Source organism: Changpingibacter yushuensis (assembly GCF_014041995.1).
In the GTDB taxonomy this organism is placed as follows: Bacteria; Actinomycetota; Actinomycetes; order Actinomycetales; family Actinomycetaceae; genus Changpingibacter; species Changpingibacter yushuensis.
The window spans coordinates 1286372-1311212 of record NZ_CP059492.1 but is presented as its reverse complement, the minus strand read 5'-3'; the positions used below and the strand labels follow the sequence as shown (position 1 = coordinate 1311212).

The 24841-nt window shown below is 57.5% G+C and carries 16 protein-coding genes, 3 rRNA genes and 1 pseudogene; 2 read left to right on the top strand and 18 right to left on the bottom strand.

All coding sequences use genetic code 11. The annotated features are described in order from the left end of the window. Positions 1–143: 143 nt before the first annotated feature. The 17 genes and pseudogenes from murJ to argH all read right to left on the bottom strand — a co-directional run bounded on the left by murJ (position 144) and on the right by argH (position 21358). Entirely contained in the window at positions 144–1742 is a 1599-nt protein-coding gene (gene murJ, locus H2O17_RS05725) for a murein biosynthesis integral membrane protein MurJ (RefSeq protein ID WP_182050834.1), read from the bottom strand. Next, complete coding sequence (locus H2O17_RS05720; RefSeq protein ID WP_182050833.1) at positions 1739–2557, bottom strand: hypothetical protein; 819 nt, start codon at positions 2555–2557, stop codon at positions 1739–1741. Before H2O17_RS05720 ends, murJ begins: the two co-directional genes overlap by 4 nt. Next, complete coding sequence (locus tag H2O17_RS05715) at positions 2550–3548, bottom strand: copper transporter (RefSeq protein ID WP_182050832.1); 999 nt, start codon at positions 3546–3548, stop codon at positions 2550–2552. Before H2O17_RS05715 ends, H2O17_RS05720 begins: the two co-directional genes overlap by 8 nt. A 10-nt stretch (positions 3549–3558) precedes the next feature. After that, on the bottom strand, positions 3559–4740 hold the full coding sequence (steA, locus tag H2O17_RS05710) for a putative cytokinetic ring protein SteA (protein ID WP_394367349.1): 1182 nt from the start codon (positions 4738–4740) through the stop codon (positions 3559–3561). Positions 4741–4744: 4 nt separating this feature from the next. Continuing rightward, positions 4745–6445 (bottom strand): DNA repair protein RecN, encoded by a 1701-nt coding sequence (recN, locus tag H2O17_RS05705; RefSeq protein WP_182050831.1) that lies wholly within the window; start codon positions 6443–6445, stop codon positions 4745–4747. Then, positions 6442–7284 carry an NAD kinase gene (locus H2O17_RS05700; protein WP_182050830.1) on the bottom strand — a complete coding sequence of 281 codons (843 nt, stop codon included), beginning with the start codon at positions 7282–7284 and terminating at the stop codon, positions 6442–6444. The genes recN and H2O17_RS05700 overlap by 4 nt, the downstream gene beginning before the upstream one ends. Next, positions 7284–8117 (bottom strand): TlyA family RNA methyltransferase, encoded by an 834-nt coding sequence (locus H2O17_RS05695; protein WP_182050829.1) that lies wholly within the window; start codon positions 8115–8117, stop codon positions 7284–7286. The genes H2O17_RS05700 and H2O17_RS05695 overlap by 1 nt, the downstream gene beginning before the upstream one ends. An 86-nt stretch (positions 8118–8203) precedes the next feature. Further along, a complete protein-coding gene (locus H2O17_RS05690; RefSeq protein ID WP_182050828.1) occupies positions 8204–8362 on the bottom strand; it encodes a hypothetical protein in 159 nt (52 codons plus the stop codon). Then, positions 8349–9383, bottom strand: a complete 1035-nt coding sequence (locus H2O17_RS05685) for an HAD-IIA family hydrolase (protein ID WP_182050827.1) — start codon at positions 9381–9383, stop codon at positions 8349–8351. The genes H2O17_RS05690 and H2O17_RS05685 overlap by 14 nt, the downstream gene beginning before the upstream one ends. Then, positions 9380–10306 (bottom strand): hypothetical protein, encoded by a 927-nt coding sequence (locus H2O17_RS05680; protein ID WP_182050826.1) that lies wholly within the window; start codon positions 10304–10306, stop codon positions 9380–9382. The genes H2O17_RS05685 and H2O17_RS05680 overlap by 4 nt, the downstream gene beginning before the upstream one ends. Before the next feature lie 132 nt (positions 10307–10438). Then, positions 10439–11455: pseudogene (locus H2O17_RS05675) on the bottom strand (hypothetical protein); the annotation flags it as partial. 728 nt (positions 11456–12183) lie between these two features. Continuing rightward, positions 12184–12300, bottom strand: a 5S ribosomal RNA gene (gene rrf / locus H2O17_RS05665). Between the two features lie 116 nt (positions 12301–12416). Beyond that, positions 12417–15502: ribosomal RNA gene (locus H2O17_RS05660) — 23S ribosomal RNA — on the bottom strand. A 241-nt stretch (positions 15503–15743) separates the two neighbouring features. Then, a 16S ribosomal RNA gene (locus H2O17_RS05655) occupies positions 15744–17278 on the bottom strand. Together the 16S, 23S and 5S rRNA genes form the textbook arrangement of a ribosomal RNA operon. A 540-nt stretch (positions 17279–17818) precedes the next feature. Beyond that, positions 17819–19078, bottom strand: coding sequence for a tyrosine--tRNA ligase (gene tyrS / locus H2O17_RS05650; RefSeq protein WP_182050824.1), 1260 nt, complete (start codon positions 19076–19078; stop codon positions 17819–17821). Between the two features lie 126 nt (positions 19079–19204). After that, complete coding sequence (locus H2O17_RS05645) at positions 19205–19885, bottom strand: DNA-3-methyladenine glycosylase (protein WP_182050823.1); 681 nt, start codon at positions 19883–19885, stop codon at positions 19205–19207. A gap of 48 nt (positions 19886–19933) precedes the next feature. Continuing rightward, the gene (gene argH, locus H2O17_RS05640; protein WP_182050822.1) at positions 19934–21358 is read right to left on the bottom strand and encodes an argininosuccinate lyase; all 1425 of its coding nucleotides are present in this window, start codon (positions 21356–21358) and stop codon (positions 19934–19936) included. Positions 21359–21511: 153 nt separating this feature from the next. On the opposite strand from argH, the gene argF reads away from it, so the two are divergent. Together argF and H2O17_RS05630 are read left to right on the top strand one after the other, a co-directional pair. Continuing rightward, a complete protein-coding gene (gene argF / locus H2O17_RS05635; protein ID WP_182050821.1) occupies positions 21512–22501 on the top strand; it encodes an ornithine carbamoyltransferase in 990 nt (329 codons plus the stop codon). Beyond that, positions 22498–23874: an MFS transporter gene (locus tag H2O17_RS05630; RefSeq protein WP_182050820.1), complete on the top strand. Its 1377-nt coding sequence runs from the start codon at positions 22498–22500 to the stop codon at positions 23872–23874. The genes argF and H2O17_RS05630 overlap by 4 nt, the downstream gene beginning before the upstream one ends. A gap of 173 nt (positions 23875–24047) precedes the next feature. Here the strand turns inward: H2O17_RS05630 and H2O17_RS05625 are convergent, their stop codons facing one another. Further along, entirely contained in the window at positions 24048–24809 is a 762-nt protein-coding gene (locus tag H2O17_RS05625; protein ID WP_223149129.1) for a nitroreductase family protein, read from the bottom strand. Positions 24810–24841 lie beyond the last annotated feature (32 nt).

The following is a 24841-nucleotide window of genomic DNA, read 5'->3' as shown; positions in this document are numbered from 1 at the left end:
AACAGAGAGATCCAGACTCACGCTGAAGTTGGAACGGGCATGTCCAGATTCACGTCCCTCTTCGCGTCAAAGAACCCGCATGCCTGCAGAGTAAATCGGATGACAACGCCGCTGGATGTGTTGGTTGGCACGTTCGCCCGTCACTACTCAGAAACCCTACCGGTCATAGCTAGAGATCGGCGATCAAAGATATAGATGGCCCCAAACCCAGTAACGACGACGATGCCCGCGCCGGCAACCGCAGCCACCAGAGCTCCTAGGAGACCCTCCCCTAAGCCCGCCAAGATTGCCCGAATCAGAAGCCAAGCAACAGAACCTGAGATAGCGCTCGCCAGAGCCACGAGACCGGCTGATCTCCCAAATCCTTGGACCGCCTCAGCACCCAAAATGCGGCGAATAATCCAGATTTCGCCGATTGCCCCGATCGTCATTCCAATGGAGATGGAAGACCCGATAGCTACCAGAACGCCGTTTCGACCATCGACTCCCAACATCACTTGTATGCCAAGCGCGACACACACGCTTAACCACGCCACGGAGTTCACGATCACGACGGCCTTGGACTCCTCCAAGGCATAGAGCACCCGCGAGCAGTGGTATATAAGGGCGTATCCAACCAATCCAGGCGCCATCGCGATGAGAGCCACGTCCAAGCCGTCTGCCGGGCGCAACACTCCGAACACAATCATGGCCGGTGTTGCCATAACCGCCAAGAGAACAACGCAGACGATACCGATGTTGAGGACCAACCGAGTAGATCTGGCGGTCAGCTTCGCCAGTCCTGGGCGGCCAGGAAGTGCTGCTGCCTCAGACAAGCGTGGGAAGACTGCTGTTGCAACGGGTACGGCCAGTACGGCATAGGGCACCATGTATACGGCGTTGGCGAAAGTGTAGACAGGATAGGCACCTGAGGCATCCGCGCCACCTTGGGTATTGGCAACAATCATGATCACAATGATCTGAATCTGTTGTGCCACCAACGCGCCCAAGCCTGCGCCAATGAGTTTGAGTGCCCTGCGCGCCACGCCGTCGGGAAACCGGAAAGTCGGTTTGAGTGAAACCAGCCTCATGACTGGAACAAGTTGCGGTAGTGAGAAGGCAACCACACCTGCCGTGGTCCCCCAACCGAGCCACAGAATTGCCGAGGAGCTGAGCGCCGCCGGATCATCTTGCTGACCGTTAGACAAAGCACCAAAGGCAAGGAAGGCAACGATGACTGTGGCGGAGGAGAGCATCGGCGCCACCGCCGGCAACAGAAAACGCTTGTGCGCTTGCAGTACTCCGGTCAGAACAACGGAAAGGCCATAGAGCGGAATCTGCAGAGCAAACATTCGCAGCAGCGTTGCTCCAAAGTGAATCTGGGCCTCATCTGCTTCGGGCCCGAGCAATATGGAGGTCAGCGGCGAGGCGCATAACGCCACGATTCCCGCAAGTGGCACGCCAATTGCCAGGATCCACGTCAGAAGCGCAGACGCTGTTCTATTGACTTGGTCGTCCAAACCTTTAGCCAAGAATCCGGAGATCAGGGGAATCACTGCGCCAGCGAGTGCTCCGCCAGCTGCAACCTCGAACAGAACATTAGGAACCGTGTTTGACGTTGAGTAGGCAACACCCGCTGCAGTGTCGCCCAAGGCCCCATTTTGAACCCACGTGCGCACAAATCCGACTAGCCGCGAAAGCAGTGTCAGGAGTGCTATCGAACCGGCTGCGCCAGCGACGCTCGATCCTAGCCGGTTCGTCACGCTCTGCGACCAAAATCGTCAATGGCCTTAAGCACCCGATTGCCCTCGATCACCGTAGAAAAGGAGACTCTCTCACTTGCAAGAGTCAAGCCGACGACGGCGCCGAGGAGGGCACGGCGAGCTTTGGCTGAGTTGAGATCTGCCAATGCCATACCAAGGCTCGCGCCAATTGCATTGGCTCCCAGATCGCCGAGCATTCCTTTGCGATTGAGGTCTTGAGGGGCACAAACGGCACTTGTGGTCAGAATCGATGCTGCCAAGGCGGAGGTAGCGCCATGGTGAAAAACCAAAGGCAGTGCGAGAATCGAACACGCTTTCAGAGCACGCCCCGGCCGTAGATCAAGGAGATTGACGAGGTTGGCGGTACCTGCCACAAGGGCAGTCTGCTCCATCCATACCTCCACTTGCGCGGCACATGATCCCTTGCGCTTGAGGAATGCTACGCCGCAAGCAGATCCCACACTTATGAGGCCGATCTTCAGCGCGCCAGAGGTGAGTTTCCCCTGACTGAGCGCACCTAGATGACCTTTGAGACCCTTAGCTTTGGCTGGAAAACGATCCTCACACTGGTCGTCAACGTAACCCGCCAGAGCGCCCGCTCCAATAGCAATCGTTGCACCCGTCGCTGCTGGTCCACGCATGCAGGCGGCACCCGCCAGCGAGCCAACTGCAGCCACAAGCCCTTCACTCAAGTTAACGGGTGACCCGGAAAAAGACGGGCGATCCCACGACCGCAAAGGGTGACGGTTTACAACGGCTGCGGCACCGAGCGCGGCTAGGCCGCTGGATAGTGCGCTAACCTTCCAGCTAGCCATTGTTCGTGTCCGAATCTTCAGCAGATGGTTCCCCCTGAGCCGAAGCGTCCACTCGCGTACCTAGCGCCTGATCAGCACCTTGTTGGGAACCGAGCACAACGTGATCTCCAGATATCTCCGAAGCTACAGCGAACGCCGTATTGATGGCGGATGTGGGTGTACCGACCGAATCAACCGTGGAACCAGTCTCAGTGCTACGCATCCCAATCAACACGTCGCCGTCGTCGAGTGCCCGGCCCACGGCCACTGCGGCACCCCGACCAGCAGAGGTGGCGAATGCCTGCGCGAAAAGCTGAGTTTGAGCAGAGATCTCCGCCTCGCTCGGCGCCGAGGCGTCTGCAGAAGCATCGGTCGTATCGACCACATACGTATCAGGCGCAACAAACACAATGGCATCGGCGGCAGCTGTGATGTCTCCCGAGACCTCGATGAGTTGGCTGTCCGAAGCCGTCAGAGAGCCAAGCACGATCTTCACATTCGCATCGTTGGGATCATTGCGCAGCACATAGTCCAAACCTGCTGCCACGATTTGATCATCGGAGGCTCCTTCGGGCACCCCGTCGATGTAGTCACTGAGCTGGCTCGCGAGGGCACCACGGTACGTGGACTGATCGGAAACCGCGAAGTTGTTGGTCAGAGTCACATTCGCTGAAATGGTCGCTCCAGCTGAACCAAGCTCGTCTTGGATGGCCGTGACGGCGTCGTCGTCGGCACCCGGAAGTCTCACGATGGCGATCTCGCGGCCAGTCAAAGTCCCGGGTAGAAGCTGCTCACCAGCCGCAACGATAGCGGCATTCGAATCGTCGAGTTCTGCCTGCGTGGAGTCAAGCTCATCACGCAGAGAATCCCTCGAATCGCGCAAAGTCTCCACTTGAGAATTGAGCGCATTCCCCATCGAGTTCTGAAGAGGGCCCGCACCCAAGATAATGCCGATTGCCAAAGCCATAAAAACTGAGACGAGCGAAACAAGGTGATATCTAAAGTCAACCATCACATGCCTTTTAGAAGAGCGTAGTGAACCAGTGGACAAGGTCACTGAACCACGCAGAGGAAATACCGAAGAAAGCTTGACCTGCCGCAGTCGAAACCACCGCAGCGGCGATGGCTGCGCAGCCCGCCAAAATGAGGAAGAAGATCTGCCAGTTTGAGATTCGAGACCGATAGAGCTGGGAAACTCCCTTGGCGTCGATCAACTTTCCGCCGATGGCAAGCCGGGTCAGAAAGGTTGATGCCATCCCTGACCGTCCCTTGTCCAGGAACTCAATGAGAGTGTTGTGTGTGCCCACCGCAACGATGAGCTTGGCATCTTTGTCATCAGCCAACAGCATGGCGACATCTTCAGAAGTTCCCGTGCATGGGAACACCACATGCGCCACGCCAAGGTCCTCCACGCGCTTCTTACCGGGCGCCCGGCCGTCGCGATATGCGTGCACCACGATCTCAGCACCAGAGGTCAGTGCCTTATCTGACACGGAATCCATGTCGCCAACGATCATATCGAGGTGATAGCCCTCCTCAAGGATTGCGTCCGCGCCGCCATCCACCCCAATCATTATCGGGCGATATTCGCGTATATATGGGCGCAACGCCGCGAGGTCTTCCTTGTAGCGATATCCACGCACCACGACGAGTACGTGCCGGCCTTCAAACTTTGTGGTGACCTCAGGAACTCCTACACCATCGAAAATGAGGTCCTGTTCATGTTCGACATACTCCATCGTATTGGTCGCAAACGCCTTCAGCTGCACACCCATACCGGCTCGCGCAGCTTCTTGGTCGGCAGCAATGGTATCGGGGTTTTGCACGACGCCTTCGGCGATGAGCTGACCTTCGGAGTCGAATACTTTTCCTTCATCATCTACCCGGATCGTCTGACCCTCACGGATGTCCATGATGCCGGAGCCCAGATCGTCGACGAGCGGTATGCCCGCCTGCTGTAGAATTCCTGGCCCTAGATTGGGGTAGCGCCCGGAGGTGGACTTGGCGGCGTTGAGAACGGCTTGCGGCCTGCACTCTACAAGCGCCTCGGCAGAGACGCGATCGATGTCAGTGTGATCAATGATGGCTAGACTGCCTTGAGTCAGGCGTTTCGTCAGATTCTTGGTGCGTGCGTCAATCTGGGCAACACCTGAGAGTTGCCCTGATTGCTCCACGACTTTCTTTCGACCGAACAGGAATACCACAGAATCATCGTGCCATATCTACGCTTGCAAGGAGCTCAGCGGCATGCGCGCGCGCCGTCTGGGAGTCCGTCCCAGAGAGCATCCTGGCCAACTCTGCGAGTCTCGAATCGCCATCCACGGGAACCACTTCGGTGACGGCGGATTCTCCCCCAGTCTCTTTGACGACGACGGCTTGAGTGCTAGCGTATGCTGCTACTTGCGCCAGGTGAGTCACAACTAGTACTTGACAGCTCGAGGCGAGGTCAGCGAGCCTCTTCCCCACGCTCAGTGCGGCACGGCCACCCACTCCGGAGTCCACTTCATCGAAGAGGAAAGTGTGGCCAGTCTCATTGTTGCGACGAGCAAGAGAGACTTCCACAGCGAGCATGATCCTTGAGAGTTCTCCGCCAGAGGCGCCTTGCCCAAGTGGCGCTTGTGGGGCGCCCTTATGTGAGGCAAGGAGGAAGGCTACGTTGTCTGTGCCGTTCGCGCTGGGGTTTGCTCCCCCGGTCACGTCAATTCCAAATGTGGCGTCTGGCAGGGCCAGCGACGGTAGTTCCTCGGAGACAAACCGTGAGAGTTCCTTTGCTGCCGACACCCGCAAGCTATGGAGCTTACGGCCAGCGACAGAGGAGGCTTGCGAGGCTTGCGCAAGAGCGCTGGCAAGCTTTTCGCGAGTTCCCACGGGATCTGCGAGGTCTTCAAGTTCCGAGCGAGCCCTGCCTGCTTCTTCCAAGATCTGGTCAAGGTCCATTGCTAGATCCTTGCGAAGCCCCGCAAGCTCTTGCCTACGGGCGTAGATGGTAGCGAGTCGTTCCGGGTTTGCTTCCGTGTGGGCGGCACGATCGGCAAGCTCTCCTGAGATATCCGAAAGCTCGATGCGTGCCGCATCCAGCCGATCGTGAAGTTCTGAGAGTTCAGAATCATCTATGAACTCTTCAAGTGCCCGCGCCGCGGCCTCAACCGATCCTACGGCCGATACTTCCACCGCGTCAGAACCCGAAAGTTGTGCGGCGGCATCCGAAAGCGCCAGATAGAGGCTCTCGGAGTTCTCCAGCAATCGCGCTTCGGCTTTCAGTGCTTCGTCTTCGCCTGGTTCTGGCGCAACAGCATCCACCTTCGAAATCAAAGCCTCCAGCGCTAGCCGCTCACGCGCTGCACTCCGTGCGTTGCTATCAAAGAGCGCAAGGGCATCTTCAGCAGCGTTCAACTGTGCAAGGGTCTGCTGCCAGACGGCAAGAGCTTGCGCAATCGGCTCCCCACCGAAGGCATCAAGTGCCCGTGCCTGTTGAGATGAAGTGGCGAGCCGAATCTGATCTGACTGGCCATGGACCGTTACGAGATCACCAGCTATCTGTGCCAGCACGGACGTGGGGACAGTTCGGCCCCCGATGAACGATCGGGACCGCCCAGAAACGGGAACATGCCGGGAAATAACAACCACGGCGACGTCGTCGTCGATATCGTACACTCCGCCGGATTCCGAGATCCTATCGAGAACCTCGGAACCCAAAGGAACCGTGAAGATCCCCTCAACCTGCGCGCCTTCGGCACCTCGGCGCACCTTAGTTGAGTCTGCCTTTGCTCCTAGGAGCAACTGCAGAGACGTGACCGCCATTGTCTTTCCGGCACCGGTCTCGCCTGTGAGCGCGGTTAGACCAGCACCAAGGTCGAGTTCGGCTTCCTTGATAACGCCCAAATTGGAGATACGTAGCTTCTCAATCATGAGACTGCCGTTCCTGGAACCCGCCATCCCTTCACCGGAAGCCGGAACTTCTGAACAAGCCGCCCGGAGAAAGGCGTCTGACCCAGACGAGCCAGCAGCACAGGATGAGCTCCTTTGATGGCACGGATTGTTGAGCCCGCAGGCGCATTGATGAGCCTGCGGCCATCGCACCAGATCCTGGCATTCTCAGATTGGACGTGAAGCTCCAATGTCGAGTTTGGGCCCACCACCAGCGGACGCGTAAACAAGGCATGAGCTGCGATTGGCGTGAGTACTAGGGCCTCGACGTCGGGCCACACAATTGGGCCACCAGCTGAGAAGTTGTATGCAGTTGAACCGGTCGCTGTGGAGAACACCACCGTGTCCACCTGGAAGTTGGAGAGCTCACGGCCATCCACGCCGATCGAGACCTCGATCATCCTAGCGTGTTCATCCTTTTCCACAGAAGCTTCATTCAATGCCCAGCCGCGTTCGATGCTGCCATCCGGACGCGTGACTTCGACGTCGATAGTCATCCGGCTGTCAACAGTCCATTGCTTGTCGCGGATCTGACCGACCACCTCGGGAAGGTCATCTGGGTCCGCCTCTGATAGAAAACCCATGTGACCATAGTTGATGCCCAGAATAGGCACCCGCGCGACGCGGCCAAGTTCGGCTGCACGCAGGATGGTGCCATCCCCACCAATCACCAAGATCAACTCTGCACCATTCGCAGAGTCGTTGGATTCACGCGCATCGACTTCGATGCCACAATGCTCAAACTGCTCTGTGACGAGCCGCGCGCTGCCGAGCACATCAGGGCGGTCAGGGTGAGCAACCAAAGCGATCCGACGACTCATCAATGCTTCACCTTTGCTCCAGCTGGTCCCTCATCGATAGCCCGGATGATTTCGGACTCCAGGGTATCCCCAAGATCGTCAGTACCACCCGCAACCATATGCAGAAAGTACTCTACATTGCCTGCCGGACCGGGAAGCGGCGACGCGGCAACGGCCCTAATCGCCAACCCGCACGCCCGGGCAGATTCAGCAACGTGAAGAACAGCCTCGGCGTGGAGAGCGGTGTCACGAACGACTCCTCCAGCTCCGAGCTTATCTTTACCAACTTCAAACTGCGGCTTGACCATGAGGAGAAAATCGGCGCGTGGAGCGGCCGCTCTTACCAAAGCTGGAATCACAAGTGTCAGGGAGATAAATGACAGATCGCCGACGACGAGATCCGGCGCAGGTGCCACTACGGCAGGATCCAGTGTGCGAACGTTGGTGCGCTCGATCACGATGACGCGTGGATCCTCACGCAGCCGCCAAGCGATCTGGCCATAACCCACATCAACGGCAACGACTTCGCTGGCACCCCGGCGGAGCAAGACATCTGTGAAGCCGCCAGTTGATGCACCCGCGTCTAAGCATCGCCGACCGGCCACAACTGGGCCCTTCTCTCCGAGCGCATCGAGTGCACCGATGAGCTTGTGTGCGCCGCGGGAGACGTACTCCTCACCCTGCTCTTCCACCACTCGTAGTGGCTGAGCTGGATCCATCTGGCGTGCGGCCTTACGGACCACTTCGCCGTCTAGAAGCACCACACCACGATTGATGAGCTCACCAGCGTGCTGACGCGAATGTGCCAAATGACGTCGAACTAGTTCGGCGTCAACTCTGATCAAGCGTGCCATTTCCCTTGTCTCTTCTGCGTGTCTTCCTCATTACAGAGCTAAAGACGGGGTTCGAGTGCGCAGTGCGCACTCGAACCCCGTTCCGATCAGCCTTGTGTGCGCGATAGGTCGCGACTCAGGCTACCAAGTAGCTCCTCAAGAGCGTCAATCTTTTCCTCAGTCTCCATGCTGTCCAAAGACTCAAGGACAGCTTGTGGATCCACTGGCGCTGACGGAAGCGGCGTAAGCGGATCATTGCTGGGCATGATCGTCAACGCTCCTTGATACGGTCAACTCAGGAATCGCCTGAGACACTGTTGCCCATGGCACCCCTGAATCCACTGCCTTCCACGCAACGCGCGCCAGAACTCTGTACGAGTCCAGATCCAAAGGCTCAGTGAGTGTGCCACTGCTCAGCTCGAACTCACTGCCTGTCCAGCGTGCGCGGGCGTGGCCGCTAACGGCCGTATCGCCATCCCACGTAAGGTCTGGATACGGTTCAAGCATGCAGCGGAGGTCATCGGCCAGATAGTTCGGCCGTTGCGCCGGTACTGCCAAGCACACATCCCTCGCTGTGGCGAGCCCAGTAAGCACGTGCAGAACCGGAATCCCAGCGCACACGGCACCCTGAATATCTGTATCTAGGTTGTCGCCCACCGCAAACGGCCTGCTAGCGCCCAACATCTGAGCTGCTTGCAAGAAGATTTCCGGCTCAGGCTTGCCCGCAGAAATTGGGACCACACCAGTGGAGTTTTCAATGGCCTTTGCAATGGAGCCATTGCCGATCATCAATCCGCGTTCGCGCGGGATCGTGCGATCCAGATTCGTGGCCACAAACACCGCACCGCCGCGAATTGCCAATGCCGCCTCGGACATGAGCTTCCAGCTCATGTCCGGAGTGAACCCCAAAATAACAGCCGCTGGTTGGTCATCCGCGGAATCGACAACTGTGAAGCCCTTGGCCTCAACATCTGCGCGAAGTGCGTCTGTTCCAATAACGAGGATCTTGGAACCAGCGGCGAACCTCTGGGCCAAAATCTGCGATGCTACAAGGCTCGAAGAGATGACGTTCTCAGCAGCGGCAGGGATGCCCAGCTCAGAGAGTTGAGCGGCCATAGCCGCCGGCGTGCGAGAGGCATTGTTTGTTACATATGCCTGACGCATGCCGCCAGCTACTGCTTCACTGATACTCTCCGGTGCGTGGACAACTGGATCCGCGCCGAGATAGCAAACTCCGTCGAGATCAAAGAGCCCAACATCGAAGTGGCTGACGAATGAATCCGTCACTCCTGCTCCTCGGACTCCGAATCTTCTTCTGATTCGAAGTCATCGACGTCATCGGCACTCTGGTCCGCATCGGCAGAATCCTCATCATCGTACTCATCAGCCTCATCAGCAGACACAGCACTATCCGACGACTCAACAGAATCCTCATCATCGTACTCATCAGCCTCATCAGCAGACACAGCACTATCCGACGACTCAACAGAATCCTCATCAGCGTACTCATCAGCCTCATCAGCAGACACAGCACTATCCGACGACTCAACAGAATCCTCATCAGCGTACTCATCAGCCTCATCAGCAGACACAGCACTATCCGACGACTCAACAGAATCCTCATCATCGTCTTCGTCCTCGATGAGGTCTACGGCGATGTCCTGATCGAACACGGGCTCCCAAGTCTTGCGGAGTTCGTCTGCTTCGTCCTTGTTGCCGAGTTCCTCGAGCCTATCGGCGCGGATGAGTTGGACACGTGCCTGAAGCATTTCATCCAAGTTCTCCACCTTGAGCTTCTCCAGCACTGACAATCCGCCCTCAGAGTCACCTGAGTCGGCGCGAGCACCTGAGGTGACCAACGCCAACTCAACTTGTGCTTCCGAGTCCAACTTCGCAAGCGGAATTTCAGCAATGAATGCAAGAGCCTTCTCAGGGCGGCCCAGACCACGCTCTGCATCGGCTTCGATGGCCACGTGCGAGTAGTCATCGGTCATCCGACGATACGTGCGCAGTTCGCGAAGTGCTTCAGAGTAGCGACCGTTGAGATAGGCGGTCAGACCGAGTGCCTCGCGCACGATATCGATACGAGCTGCGTGGCGGTATGCCGCCTGCGCGTGCTCATAGGCCAGCTCCGGATTCGCATCCATGAGTGCACCCGCGTACACAAGGTGACGCGCGACTTGTTCAGCATTCTCCTTGCTGAGGCTCATGAGATGACGACGTGATTCCTTATCGAGATCCGATGCTGAGACGGTCTCTGGTACGAATGGATCGCGCGGGCGGTATCCTGCCGCGTTGTCATTGTCTTCGAAACGACGGCCACCACGATCATTACGGTCGTTGCGGTCATTACGGTCGAACGAGCGGCCACCGCGATCATCACGACGGTACCCACCACGATCATTACGGTCGTTGCGGTCGAAGGAACGGCCACCACGCTCGCCGCGATCCTCAAAACGACGGCCACCATCACGGTCATCACGACGGTACCCACCACGATCATTACGGTCGTTGCGGTCATTACGGTCGAACGAGCGGCCACCGCGATCATCACGACGGTACCCACCACGATCGTTACGGTCGTTGCGGTCATTACGGTCGAACGAGCGGCCACCACGCTCGCCGCGATCCTCAAAACGACGGCCACCATCACGGTCATCACGACGGTACCCACCACGATCATTACGGTCGTTGCGGTCATTACGGTCGAAGGAACGACCACCACGCTCGCCCCGATCCTCAAAACGACGGCCACCATCACGGTCATCACGACGGTACCCACCACGATCATTACGGTCGTTGCGGTCATTACGATCGAACGAGCGGCCACCACGATCATCACGACGGTACCCACCACGATCATTCCGGTCGAAGGAACGACCACCACGCTCGCCGCGATCCTCAAAACGACGGCCACCATCACGGTCATCACGACGGTACCCACCACGATCATTCCGGTCGAAGGAACGACCACCACGCTCGCCGCGATCCTCAAAACGACGGCCACCATCACGGTCATCACGACGGTACCCACCACGATCATTCCGGTCGTTGCGGTCATTACGGTCGAACGAGCGGCCACCACGATCATCACGACGGTACCCACCACGATCATTCCGGTCGTTGCGGTCATTACGGTCGAACGAGCGGCCACCACGATCATCACGACGGTACCCACCACGATCATTCCGGTCGTTGCGGTCATTACGGTCGAACGAGCGGCCACCACGATCATTACGATCATTACGATCGAAGGAACGACCACCACGGTCGCCACGGTGCTCTGACGCTGACTGCCACCCCGAGGACGGGCGCTCTCTGCGCTCGAAGTTCTCTGACGTGTTTTCTTCTTCTGACATACCCATCCTCGTGGTTCAGTTATTAGTAAGCTCTGCTCGCCACAGTATGGCAAGACACTGCCGCTAAGTTTACCTGCCTTCGGCCGATTTTTCGGTAGCCGCGACGAACTGCACATTGATCTACCTGACGGTTCGCAGCTTGCGCATAGATTCGTGTCAGTGCCGAGTGGATGTTGCGTGTGCTGTGGGGTATCGGCCGTGTTTGACTGCTGCGACGTCGCATGGCTATGTGATTGATGAAGCTGAAGTGATTTATTGGGGTACGTGCCCGGCCTGTCAGCAAGCTGCCTAGCCAGGACGCCGAGCATCGTCGAGGCGCCTAGCCTAGACGGGTGTGCTCGGTGAGCACAGACTGCCAGCAGTGTGGTCACACTGGTAGGCCGTGTCTGCAGGCGTGGTGACCAGACGGGTCGGTGTTGCCCGGTCAGCAAAGTCTGACGGCGGTGTTCCCCGGCCCGCCGCGCAACCCCTCGGCGTCTGCAACGCTTGTCGGGCTTGTTTGCAAACTGGTGGAGCGGTGTTGGCCCTGTGAACCGAGTGACTCTGGGCCGTGGTTGAACCGAGTGACTCTGGGCCGTGGTTGAACCGAGTGACTCTGGGCCGTGGTTGAACAGAGTGACCCTGGGCTGTGGTGTGTTCACACGGCCCCGGGGTGTGGTTCGAGCCCCTGGTCCTGGGGGCCGGGTGTCCGGTTGTGCCCAGGGCTGGGGGCTCGATACCAATGTGTGTGGCGGCGGTGTCCTACTCTCCCACACCCTGGCGAGTGCAGTACCATCGGCGCTGGCAGGCTTAGCTTCCGGGTTCGGAATGGGACCGGGCGTTTCCCTGCCGCTATGACCACCGTCACGTTATACGGGTTTCTGTGTGTATGCTTATCCGCCGGTGTGGGGATCGATTATCGCATAGTGGACGCAAACAAGAGGTTTATAACCCACACCATGATGCTCATGGTGAGAGTGTGTGTTGTAGGTGGTCGGCCATTAGTACCAGTCAGCTTCACCCGTTACCAGGCTTCCACATCTGGCCTATCAACCCCATGGTCTGTGGGGGGCCTCACCCAACACATGTTGGAGGGAGAATTCATCTTGAAGCAGGCTTCCCGCTTAGATGCTTTCAGCGGTTATCCTTTCCGAACGTAGCCAACCAGCCATGCCACTGGCGTGACAACTGGCACACTAGAGGTTCGTCCGTCCCGGTCCTCTCGTACTAGGGACAGCCCTTCTCAATTCTCCTACGCGCGCAGCGGATAGGGACCGAACTGTCTCACGACGTTCTGAACCCAGCTCGCGTACCGCTTTAATGGGCGAACAGCCCAACCCTTGGGACCTACTCCAGCCCCAGGATGCGACGAGCCGACATCGAGGTGCCAAACCATGCCGTCGATATGAACTCTTGGGCAGGATCAGCCTGTTATCCCCGGGGTACCTTTTATCCGTTGAGCGACGGCGCTTCCACAAGCCACCGCCGGATCACTAGTTCCTACTTTCGTACCTGTTCGACATGTCTGTCTCACAGTCAAGCTCCCTTGTGCACTTACACTCACAACCTGGTTGCCGACCAGGCTGAGGGAACCTTTGAGCGCCTCCGTTACTCTTTAGGAGGCAACCGCCCCAGTTAAACTACCCACCAGGCACTGTTCCTGACCCGGATCACGGGCCGAGGTTAGATGTGCAGCACGGCCAGAGTGGTATTTCAACAATGACTCCACCATCACTAGCGTGACAGCTTCACAGTCTCCCACCTATCCTACACAAGCCGTACCGAACACCAATACCAAGCTATAGTAAAGGTCCCGGGGTCTTTCCGTCCTGCTGCGCGTAACGAGCATCTTTACTCGTAATGCAATTTCGCCGAGTTCGTGGTCGAGACAGTAGAGAAGTCGTTACGCCATTCGTGCAGGTCGGAACTTACCCGACAAGGAATTTCGCTACCTTAGGATGGTTATAGTTACCACCGCCGTTTACTGGGGCTTAACTTCCTAGCTTCACCCCCACACAGTGAGGACTGACCAGTCCGCTTAACCTTCCAGCACCGGGCAGGCGTCAGTCCGTATACATCGCCTTACGGCTTCGCACGGACCTGTGTTTTTGATAAACAGTCGCTTCTCCCTAGACTCTGCGACCCTCACCCCTAACACGCAAAGTGTTTCAAGGATCAGGCCCCCTTCTCCCAAAGTTACGGGGGCATTTTGCCGAGTTCCTTAACCACGATTCTCTCGATCGCCTCAGTATTCTCTACCTGACTACCTGTGTCGGTTTCGGGTACGGGCGGTTCAAACCTCACGTCGATGCTTTTCTTGGCAGCACAGGATCACCCTACTTCCCCCCACAAACGGGGGTCACCATCAGGCCTCGGCTACACGTTCCCCGGATTTACCTAAGAAACAGCCTGCGCCTTTAAACGTGCCAAGCCATAAGACACGCGGGGCTACCACTCTGCGTCACACCTGTTACTACGCTTGCCTCCCACAACTCAGGTCCCACGCCATCACCCACACCCACCCCGAAAGGCAGACACAAGATCAAGGATGGTTAGTATCATCATGAAACACATTGACGGTTCTTCACCGGTACCAGAATATGAACTGGTTATCCATCGACTACGCCTGTCGGCCTCGCCTTAGGACCCGACTAACCCAGGGCGGATTAACCTAGCCCTGGAACCCTTAGTCAATCGGCGGACGGGTTTCTCACCCGTCATTCGCTACTCATGCCTGCATTCTCACTCGCATGCAATCCACGACTCATCACCAAGCCGCTTCACCTCACACACGACGCTCCCCTACCCCGCCCACCACACGGTGAGCAGCCGCGGCTTCGGTGGTGTGCTTAAGCCCCGCTACATTGTCGGCGCAGGACCACTTGACCAGTGAGCTATTACGCACTCTTTCAAGGATGGCTGCTTCTAAGCCAACCTCCTGGTTGTCACAGCAATCCCACATCCTTTCCCACTTAGCACACACTTAGGGACCTTAACCGGCGATCTGGGCTGTTTCCCTCTCGACTACGAAGCTTATCCCCCGCAGTCTCACTGCCATGCTCTACCCTTACGGCATTCGGAGTTTGGCTGACATCAGTAACCCGGTAAGGCCCATCAACCAACCAGTAGCTCTACCTCCGTAAGGAACCACATGACGCTGCACCTAAATGCATTTCGGGGAGAACCAGCTATCACGGAGTTTGATTGGCCTTTCACCCCTACCCACAGCTCATCCCCCAGGTTTTCAACCCTGGTGGGTTCGGGCCTCCACACGCTCTTACACGTGCTTCACCCTGGCCATGGGTAGATCACCCCGCTTCGGGTCTAGAACACGCGACTCACGCCCTCTTCAGACTCGCTTTCGCTACGACTACCCCACACGGGTTAACCTCGCCACATGCCACTAACTCGCAGGCTCATTCTTCAAAAGGCACGCCATCACCCAGCAAAGGAGGCTCTGACGGATTGTAGGCGCCCGGTTTCAGGAACTATTTCACTCCCCTCTCGGGGTACTTTTCACCATTCCCTCACGGTACTATTCACTATCGGTCATGAAAGGTATTTAGCCTTACCAAGTGGTCTTGGCAGATTCACACGAAATTCCACGAGTCCCGTGCTACTCGGGCACTGTCATAGCCAGCCAACAAGATTTCACCTACGGGGCTCTCACCCTCTACGACAGGCCTTCCCAGACCCTTCAGCTATCCCATCGGTTTATCACTGACCCGACCCCCAGTCGGAGGATCGACAAACAGCCCCACAACCCCGCACACGCAACACCCGACGGCTATCACACGCACACGGTTTAGGCTCCTCCGCTTTCGCTCGCCACTACTCACAGAATATCTTCTCTACAGGGTACTGAGATGTTTCACTTCCCCCACTCACCACACACGCCCTATACATTCAAACGCATGCGACCAGGCATAACCCCAGCCAGGTTCCCCCATTCGGACACCCTCGGATCACAGTTCGCTTGCCAACTCCCCGAGGCATATCGCAGGCTGCCACGTCCTTCTTCGGCCTTCCATACCAAGGCATCCACCGAACGCCCTAAAACACCTACAAAACAAAAAACAACACAACCCACACACCCACAAAAGATGCATGAGCCAAGATGCTCGCGTCCACTATACGAAAATCAACCACCACACCAACACCCCACAACCACCCCACAAAAGAGGCAGCCACAAGAGCAGCACGGGCACAGAACCCAAGAACCTGACAGTGCGCAGATGCCCCAAGCATTCCATAAAAACAAACACCCACCCAGACCACAACAGGCCCAAGCAAAAAGGTGTCTCCCTAGAAAGGAGGTGATCCAGCCGCACCTTCCGGTACGGCTACCTTGTTACGACTTCGTCCCAATCGCCAACCCCACCTTCGACCGCTCCCCCCAGAAAACTGGTTAAGCCACGAGCTTCGGGTGTTGCCAACTTTCGTGACGTGACGGGCGGTGTGTACAAGGCCCGAGAACGTATTCACCGCGGCGTTGCTGATCCGCGATTACTAGCGACTCCGACTTCATGGGGCCGAGTTGCAGACCCCAATCCGAACTGAGACAAGCTTTAAGGGATTCGCTCCACCTCACGGTATCGCAACCCTCTGTACCTGCCATTGTAGCATGCGTGAAGCCCAAGACATAAGGGGCATGATGATTTGACGTCATCCCCACCTTCCTCCGAGTTAACCCCGGCAGTCTCTCGTGAGTCCCCGCCATAACGCGCTGGCAACACGAGACAAGGGTTGCGCTCGTTGCGGGACTTAACCCAACATCTCACGACACGAGCTGACGACAACCATGCACCACCTGTACACCAGTCCGAAGACTCACACATCTCTGCATGATCCCGGTGTATGTCAAGCCTTGGTAAGGTTCTTCGCGTTGCATCGAATTAATCCGCATGCTCCGCCGCTTGTGCGGGCCCCCGTCAATTCCTTTGAGTTTTAGCCTTGCGGCCGTACTCCCCAGGCGGGGCACTTAATGCGTTAGCTACGGCGCAGAATCCATGGAAACAGACCCCACACCTAGTGCCCAACGTTTACGGCATGGACTACCAGGGTATCTAATCCTGTTCGCTCCCCATGCTTTCGCTCCTCAGCGTCAGTAACGGCCCAGTGACCTGCCTTCGCCATCGGTGTTCCTCCTGATATCTGCGCATTCCACCGCTACACCAGGAATTCCAGTCACCCCTACCGCACTCTAGCCTGCCCGTACCCACTGCACGTGCGGAGTTAAGCCCCGCATTTTCACAGCAGACGCGACAAGCCGCCTACGAGCTCTTTACGCCCAATAATTCCGGACAACGCTCGCGCCCTACGTATTACCGCGGCTGCTGGCACGTAGTTAGCCGGCGCTTCTTATACACGTACCCTCAACCCCACAAAAGCAGAGCCTTGTTCCGTGTCGAAAGAGGTTTACAACCCGAAAGCCGTCATCCCTCACGCGGCGTCGCTGCATCAGGCTTGCGCCCATTGTGCAATATCCCCCACTGCTGCCTCCCGTAGGAGTCTGGGCCGTATCTCAGTCCCAGTGTGACCGGTCACCCTCTCAGGCCGGCTACCCGTCGACGCCTTGGTAGGCCATCACCCCACCAACAAGCTGATAGGCCGCGAGCCCATCCCCCACCGAAAAAACTTTCCCCAACCCGACATGCGCCAGACCAGGAATATCCAGTATTAGACCCCGTTTCCAAGGCTTATCCCAAAGAAGGGGGCAGGTTACTCACGTATTACTCACCCGTTCGCCACTAATCCACCCCCGAAAGAGCTTCATCGTTCGACTTGCATGTGTTAAGCACGCCGCCAGCGTTCGTCCTGAGCCAGGATCAAACTCTCCACAAAAAACAGAGAAATCTGACAACAGACTCACAAAAAAATAAGACCACCCCGAACCCCCACAACGAGAACCCGAAACAGCCCAAACAGAACAACCCACAACAGGCCATCCCAAAAAAACACACCATCCAGACCCACAAAGAGCCCAAACAGTCACTCAAAACATCCACACACTATCAAGTACTCAAACACCACACCCACACCCCGAAAGAACCTGCCATCAGCAAATTCCCTCCAAGGGGGCGAACACTTAATTTACCGGATCTTAACCGCCAAGTCAATTACTTGGCGACCATCAGATCCAATTCATTAAGGATCTTCGGGACATGAATCCGCTTACCAGATCTTCTTGGTGAGTTCATCGCGTCCCGGCGACAGGTAAAGACTTTACCGATCGCAGCGCACGTGCGTCAAACCGGGAGGTGGTGAGACAAACCACGTTGTCTCACCACCTCCCGGCCAGAGTCAGCTCGGTACACCGCCACATTCAGTGCTAGCCGCCACTGCCACACGACGACGGTTAGGTTGTTAAACGGCGGCAATCAGCTAGTTGACGCGCACTACCGCCAAGTTCTTCTTGCCCTTGCGAATGAGGGCAATGCCCCCACCCAGCACATCATCAGTTCCAAGAACTTGGTCAGGGTCGGTGACCTTCTCATTGTTGAGGTACAAACCACCTGAAGCAATCGTTCTGCGGGCGGCACCCATCCCCTTTTCTAAGGCCGCACCTACAAACAGCTCCACAATCGGTGTTCCAACCGATGCAGTGACGTCAGGTAGCTCCGCGACGGCGTCGCCAAGCGTGCGTTCATCGAGTTCACCAAGGTCCTCGCCACCGAACAACGCGCGCGATGCCTGCTTGACGCGCTCCGTGTTCTCACCACCATGTACCCACGAGGTGACATCTTCAGCCAATGCTCTCTGAGCCTCACGTGCGCCCGGACGCTCGGCCACGGCTTTCTCCAGCTCCTCGATCTCCTCGCGGGTGCGGAAGGTGAATACCTTGAGCATGCGGATGACGTCTTCGTCAGATGTATTCAGCCAGAACTGGAAGAACTTGTACGGGCTCAGCATGTCGGGATTGAGCCAAATGGCGCCGCCCTCGGTCTTGCCGAACTTGGTGCCATCGGCCTTAGTGATGATGGGGTTGGTCAGAACATGAACGGCCTTGCCCTCGACCTTTCTGATCAGGTCCATGCCACCCACCAGATTGCCCCATTGGTCGTTGCCGCCTAGTTCAAGCGTGCAGCCGTACCTGCGGTACAGCTCTAGGAAATCATTCGCCTGGAGAATCTGGTAGCTGAACTCAGTGAAGGAGATTCCTTCTTCAGAGTTCAAGCGGCGCGCCACGATGTCCTTGGACAGCATCGTCCCCAGCCGGAAATTCTTACCCACATCGCGCAGGAAATCTATGGCTGAGAGCTCTGATGTCCAGTCAAGGTTGTTGACAATCTTTGCAGCGTGGGGGCCCTCAAAATCCAGAAGGCTTTCAAGTTGGGCCTGAAGAGCTCCTGTCCATTCGGCCACAACGTCTTTTGTATTCAGGGTGCGCTCACCCTTATCCCGCGGGTCGCCAATCATTCCCGTCGCACCACCTACCAACGCCAAAGGGTTGTGCCCAGCGAGCTGGAGGTGACGCATAAGCTTCACAGCAACGAGGTGTCCGTGATGCAGCGATGCTGCCGTGGGGTCAAAACCACAATAGAAGGTAACGGATCCCTCGTTGAGAGCTGCCCGCAGCTCATCCAAGTCGGTGTGTTGAGCAATAAGCCCACGCCACTGGAGTTCATCGAGGACGTCAGTCACGTCTATACCTTTCCGCAAGTGGTGGCCGCGTTTCGGCCACAAGTTACAGTGTGCCTGCTTCCCGCCCCGCACGCGAACTCAGTCCGCACTTCCTCTTTGATGCGCCACAGGCACGGCCGCGCTGCACTATTCCGGCCGTGCATCGCCCCCAAGCCGGGAATCTCGCGCCTGGATCTTCGCCTTCTGTCCGTGCTTGGCTCGCGATCCTCCCCCTCGCCGATATGCGGACACGGTCGGATCCTCGCTGAGCCAGAATCGCCACGGATACAGCAAACCGTCCCCACCAACACCCGAGACCCCAACTCGCGGCCCCTGAGAGACAGCTCCTTGTTGGTCCACACTGCTGTGGACGACGACGTCGTCACCACCAAACTCCGCACCGGAATCCCCGATACGTACGCGACGCCCGTTGTACTCACCATCAACACCGAGGCACTTGGCTAGGTTCGCCGGGCCACGCGCGAGATCGCGGTGGCGCACAACGCCCGGTCTGCGACCGCGCGCTGATTCTTCTCCCGCAATCACCTCGCCAGCACGAATGAGTACGCCTCCCGGATCGCCTTCCGGGAGGCATACAAGATTCATGCAATAGTGCATGCCATACGTGAAGTAGACATAGAGACGCCCAGGTTCACCAAACATGACGGCATTTGCGGCCGTCTTTCCTCGAAAAGCGTGAGAGGCGGGATCCGATCCGCCACAATATGCCTCAACTTCGGTCAAGCGCACCGAAACTCCATTGGCACTGACAACTGCACCCAGAAGAGATGGGGCCACTTCCAACGGACTCAACAAAACGTCAATCATCCCGACCGCCGTCAATCAATCCCGCCCGCTCTCCATCGTCCGACGGCCCTACTTGGCATCGATTCGAGTGTCGGTGAATTCGCGACGTGCGGACAACTGGGCGCGGCATTCCTCGAGCTGCTCAGCCACCCGTACCGGTGCCGTTCCACCCTTGCCGAGGCGTGCGCCCACCGAACCCTCAACGCTGAGGACCGCACGAACGCTCGGCTTTAGGCGCGAATCAATTCGCGCCAAGTCCGCATCGCTCAAATCCCACAGCTCTATCCCGCGTGACTCACACTCCTGAACGCACGCACCCGAAATCTCATGAGCATCCCGGAACGGAACGCCCTCGCGGACGAGCCACTCAGCGATATCTGTAGCCAGGGAGAATCCTTGTGGCGCAAGCTCGGCCATACGATCGAAATGGAGGCGCATTGTGGCGATCATTCCTGAGACTGCAGGCAGAAGCACATCGAGCGTATCGATCTGGTCGAATACCGGCTCCTTGTCCTCCTGCAAGTCACGGTCATAGGCGAGTGGCAGACCCTTCAAGGTGGCGAGAAGGCCAGTCAGATCTCCGATCAGACGTCCAGCCTTTCCGCGCGCCAGTTCCGCCACGTCAGGATTCTTCTTCTGCGGCATGATGGATGACCCAGTTGAGAAGGCGTCATCCAAGGTCACGAAGCTGAACTCCTTCGTGTTCCAGATGATGATCTCCTCACTGATACGAGAGATATCAATGCCAACCTGCGCCAAAATGTACGCAAATTCGGCGACGACGTCGCGCGCCGCAGTGCCGTCTATCGAGTTGTCCGTAACGCCGGAGAAACCCAAGTCAGCTGCGACGGCTTCAGGGTCCATTCCCAACGTGTTCCCGGCGAGGGCTCCCGAGCCGTACGGGCTTCGCGCTGCACGGCGATCCCAATCCTCAAGGCGTTCGATATCACGCAGCATGGGCCAAGCGTGAGCCAAAAGCTGATGTGCCACAAGAATCGGCTGAGCATGCTGCATGTGTGTGCGCCCGGGCATGACGCAGGTACCTGCCCCGGCTGCCTGGTCAACGAGGGCTACAACCACATCGAGGAGCTTTCCGCCAACGATGCGTGCCTCATCGCGCAAATACATCCGAATGAGCGTTGCAATCTGGTCATTGCGGGAACGCCCCGCGCGCAGCTTGCCGCCAAGCTGATGCCCGGCCCGCTCAAGAAGCCCGCGTTCGAGTGCTGTATGGACGTCTTCGTCGTCGGGAGTAGGAGAAAACGCTCCCGATGTGACGTCTGCATCAAGGGAAGCGAGCGCCTCAAGCATTGCGCGAAGCTCGGCCGCGTCCAAGAGACCCGCCCCGTGCAAGGCGCGGGCATGCGCTCGTGATCCGGCGATGTCATAGTGCGCCAAGCGCCAATCGAACTGAGTGGACCTAGAGAGTTCGGTCAGGGCGTCGGCTGGGCCGCCGGCGAACCGCCCGCCCCACAGTGCAATGCTTTCCGTCATGAGTCCTATGGTAAACGGCCAACGCAGGTACGCGCCGAATCTGCCATGGCATTGCGCTTACCTCACACAGCTTTGCATGTGCGTTAGACCCTGCGGGTCCACGGAAACTCTGCGCAACTCGCTCACCCACAACTCACGGCTAAACTGGCACGCATGACACTTCACGGACGATCCTTCCTCAAGGAATGCGACTTTACCCCTGCCGAATGGGCATCATTTGTGGATCTAGCCGAACAGCTCAAAGCTGAGCGGCGATCAGGGACCGAGCGCCAGCGCCTCATCGGCAAGTCGATAGCGCTTATATTCGAGAAGACGTCCACGCGCACCCGATGCGCTTTCGAACTTGCTGCGTTCCAACAAGGTGCCCATACCACGTACCTAGATCCCAGCAGTTCACAGATTGGCCACAAAGAGTCGGTAGCAGACACGGCACGCGTCTTGGGCCGCATGTTCGACGGCATCGAGTTCCGCGGCGATCATCAAAGCGACATTGAGAAGCTTTCCGAGCGCGCAGGCGTCCCGGTCTTCAACGGACTGACTGACGAGTGGCATCCCACTCAAATGCTGGCTGATGCTCTGACGATTCGCGAACACACGAACAAGCCATTTTCCGACGTCGCGCACGCCTACCTTGGGGATGCTCGCTTCAACACGGGACGTTCACTACTGGTCTCATCTGCAATGCTCGGCATGGACGTTCGCATCGTGGCGCCAAAGGAGTTCCAGCCCGATTCTGAGGCGATCGCAATTGCGAATCAGTTCGCGGCCCAGACCGGAGCACGAATAACAATTACCGACGACGTCGAAGCCGGCGTACGTGGTGCCGACGCGGTTTCAACCGACATCTGGGTTTCCATGGGAGAGCCTAAGGAAGTGTGGCAAGATCGCGTTGCGGCCTTGCGGGACTATCAAGTCAGTCAGAAGACGATGGAACTGACCGGGAACTCGAAAGCTATCTTCATGCACTGCCTGCCTTCGTTCCACGACTTGGAGACCCAAGTGGGACGCTCTGTCTACGAGTTGACTGGAATGAACGCTCTGGAAGCGACAGACGAAGTGTTCGAAGGGCCCAACTCGGTGGTCTTTGATCAGGCTGAGAACCGCATGCACACAATCAAGGCCGTCATGGTTGCGACGCTGTGACACGATCTTCGAGACCGGAACAACCCAAGCAAGACAAGCCACCGAGCACGAACCCGCTTCGCTCACTCGCGCTGCCCGTCTATGTTCCTGCACTAGTCTTCGCAATTGGCACGGGTGCAATTAGTCCTGTGCTGGTACTCGCGGCGCTCTCTATTGGCTTCTCTGAGGCTGGTTCGTCTGCCGCCGTGGGTGTGTTTGGACTGGTCGGCGTTTTTGCTGCCCCACCTTTGGGGCGGCTCATTACACGAATCGGCGATAGAAGGGCGCTCATCAGCGCGGGCATCGTCACGATGATCGCCATCCTCGTTTCGATCAGCGCGCTTGTCATTGGCGAGGACAACCAGCCGTTCGCGAAATCGGCTTTCGTTGTTTCGCTCGTGCTCATCTCCATTGGCGCAAACATATGGCAGTTGGGCCGCCAAGCTTATGTGGCAGAATCCGTGGGAACTTCATGGAGAGCACGTGGATTGTCCATGTTGGGTGGCATGACACGCCTTGGTCAGCTCGTTGGTCCTGCGTTCTCCACCCTGCTCATTGGAATCTGGTTCATCGGATCCGTGTTCTGGCTGAGTTTTGCTACCACGCTCATTGCAACCGTCATGGTTGTCATGTTTCTTGTCCCCCCAACTCCGCCAACTTCTGCACATGTACTTGCCGCGGATTCCGCCACGCCGCCCGAAAACCTCATTCGTAGCTCTCACGCTGCCACGAAACCCGCACCAGGGAAGATAGCGAAGGATTCTCAGCTTGGAGGGACCGGCGGGACACCGGAGAAGACTGTGCCTTCTCCCTTCGCCACCGCCATCATGGGCATCGGGATCAATGCCATTGCAATCCTGCGTGCCAACCGAAACGTCATTGTGCCTCTGTGGGGTGCGTTTCTAGGTGTGGACGAAACGGTCATCACCGCGACCTTCACGGTCTCTGCGTTGGTGGACTCGATCATGTTTCTCGCCTCTGGCGGTCTCATGGACAAGCATGGGCGCCTCGCCGCACTCATCCCCACCCTGACAGTTATGCCTGCCGGAATCATCATCATGCTCGCGTGGCAGACGGTACCAGGATTTGTGGTGGGAGCATGCGTTCTTGGCCTCGGCAATGGGTTTGGTGCGGGCGTAGTGATGACTACTGGGGCGGATCTCTCACCGAATCAGAATAAGGCCGACTTCCTCGGCCTCTGGCAAGCCATTGCAAACATTGGCACAGCAGCTGGGCCGTTTATTGCCTCTGGCATGACTCACGCCATCGGTGTCTCGGCGAGTCTCTGGACCACCGCTGGAATTGGCTTAGCCGGAGCGGCATGGGTGACGGCTTTGATTCGCCCGGCCTATCGAAGGCTCGGGATGGACCTGCGCGGCAGGCCGCTCCAGTAAGCTCTCACATCCAGCGGTGATTCGGAAGTTATGTGGTTACTCCGTGGCGATTCAGTTGCGCTGTTCGCATGCTAAACCGGGTCTACGTCTAAACCGGGTCTACGTCTAAACCGGGTCTACGTCCAGACCGGGTCGACGTCTAAACCGGGTCGACGTCTAAACCGGGTCGACGTCTAAACCGGGTCGACGTCGAATCCTTGGGACGCGATGAATTCAACCATCCGCGCCCGCATCGGATTGACCGCCGCGAGGCGTCCGACCGTCTGCTTGGTGAAGGAATCGACCCTTCGGTTAGCGTCGCGCAAATCGTAGTAGGTCTGCATGACGTCGTCGTACTCAGACAACGCGTTGCTCCACGATTCCGGTTCGGTGTATCCGTTCTCCATCACGCGAAGGCTCATATCCATTCGAGGCTTCAGCTGAGGCTCCTGATCAGGGAATCCCATCGTCAACCCGAGCACTGGGAATGTCAACTTAGGGAGTTTTAGTAACTCAACTATTCGCGGAACGTCATTGAGAACGTTCCCAAAGAAGTTTGTGCCAAGTCCCATCGACTCCGCCGCCACCGCAACATTTTGCGCCATGAGGCAGGCATCCGTGAATCCTTCCGTGAAGGAATCCATCGAGCGAGCGCCGGGCCCATCGCTTCCGTTTTCGTCCAAGATGCGTTGAGAACGATGCGTATCCACAATGAACAGGAGAAGCTCGGGCGAGTCTGCCATGTAAGCCTGAGTAGCGATCGCCGCCATCTCATTGCGAAGATCTTGATCGGTAACGCGGATAATCGAGGCGTGCTGCAAGCCGCGAGATGTGGCCGTAGATCGAGCCACTTCCATGAGTTGATTGAACTGTTCAGAGCTGAGGGATTCGGCCGTGAACTTCCGAATGGTTCGATGCTCCAATTGCACAGAAATTGTGGAGGTGATTGGTTCCATGGTGTCAATCATGACACGAACGGCTGATCACT

What these genes read in the sequence shown, in the direction of transcription:
- H2O17_RS05720 (WP_182050833.1), bottom strand. Translation starts at nt 2,557, where the DNA reads ATGGCTAGCTGGAAGGTTAGCGCACTATCCAGCGGCCTAGCCGCGCTC.
- argH (WP_182050822.1), bottom strand. Translation starts at nt 21,358, where the DNA reads ATGACGGAAAGCATTGCACTGTGGGGCGGGCGGTTCGCCGGCGGCCCA.
- H2O17_RS05690 (WP_182050828.1), bottom strand. Translation starts at nt 8,362, where the DNA reads ATGCCCAGCAATGATCCGCTTACGCCGCTTCCGTCAGCGCCAGTGGAT.
- H2O17_RS05695 (WP_182050829.1), bottom strand. Translation starts at nt 8,117, where the DNA reads ATGGCACGCTTGATCAGAGTTGACGCCGAACTAGTTCGACGTCATTTG.
- H2O17_RS05625 (WP_223149129.1), bottom strand. Translation starts at nt 24,809, where the DNA reads ATGGAACCAATCACCTCCACAATTTCTGTGCAATTGGAGCATCGAACC.
- H2O17_RS05645 (WP_182050823.1), bottom strand. Translation starts at nt 19,885, where the DNA reads ATGATTGACGTTTTGTTGAGTCCGTTGGAAGTGGCCCCATCTCTTCTG.
- argF (WP_182050821.1), top strand. Translation starts at nt 21,512, where the DNA reads ATGACACTTCACGGACGATCCTTCCTCAAGGAATGCGACTTTACCCCT.
- H2O17_RS05715 (WP_182050832.1), bottom strand. Translation starts at nt 3,548, where the DNA reads ATGGTTGACTTTAGATATCACCTTGTTTCGCTCGTCTCAGTTTTTATG.
- H2O17_RS05680 (WP_182050826.1), bottom strand. Translation starts at nt 10,306, where the DNA reads ATGAGCCTCAGCAAGGAGAATGCTGAACAAGTCGCGCGTCACCTTGTG.
- recN (WP_182050831.1), bottom strand. Translation starts at nt 6,445, where the DNA reads ATGATTGAGAAGCTACGTATCTCCAATTTGGGCGTTATCAAGGAAGCC.
- H2O17_RS05700 (WP_182050830.1), bottom strand. Translation starts at nt 7,284, where the DNA reads ATGAGTCGTCGGATCGCTTTGGTTGCTCACCCTGACCGCCCTGATGTG.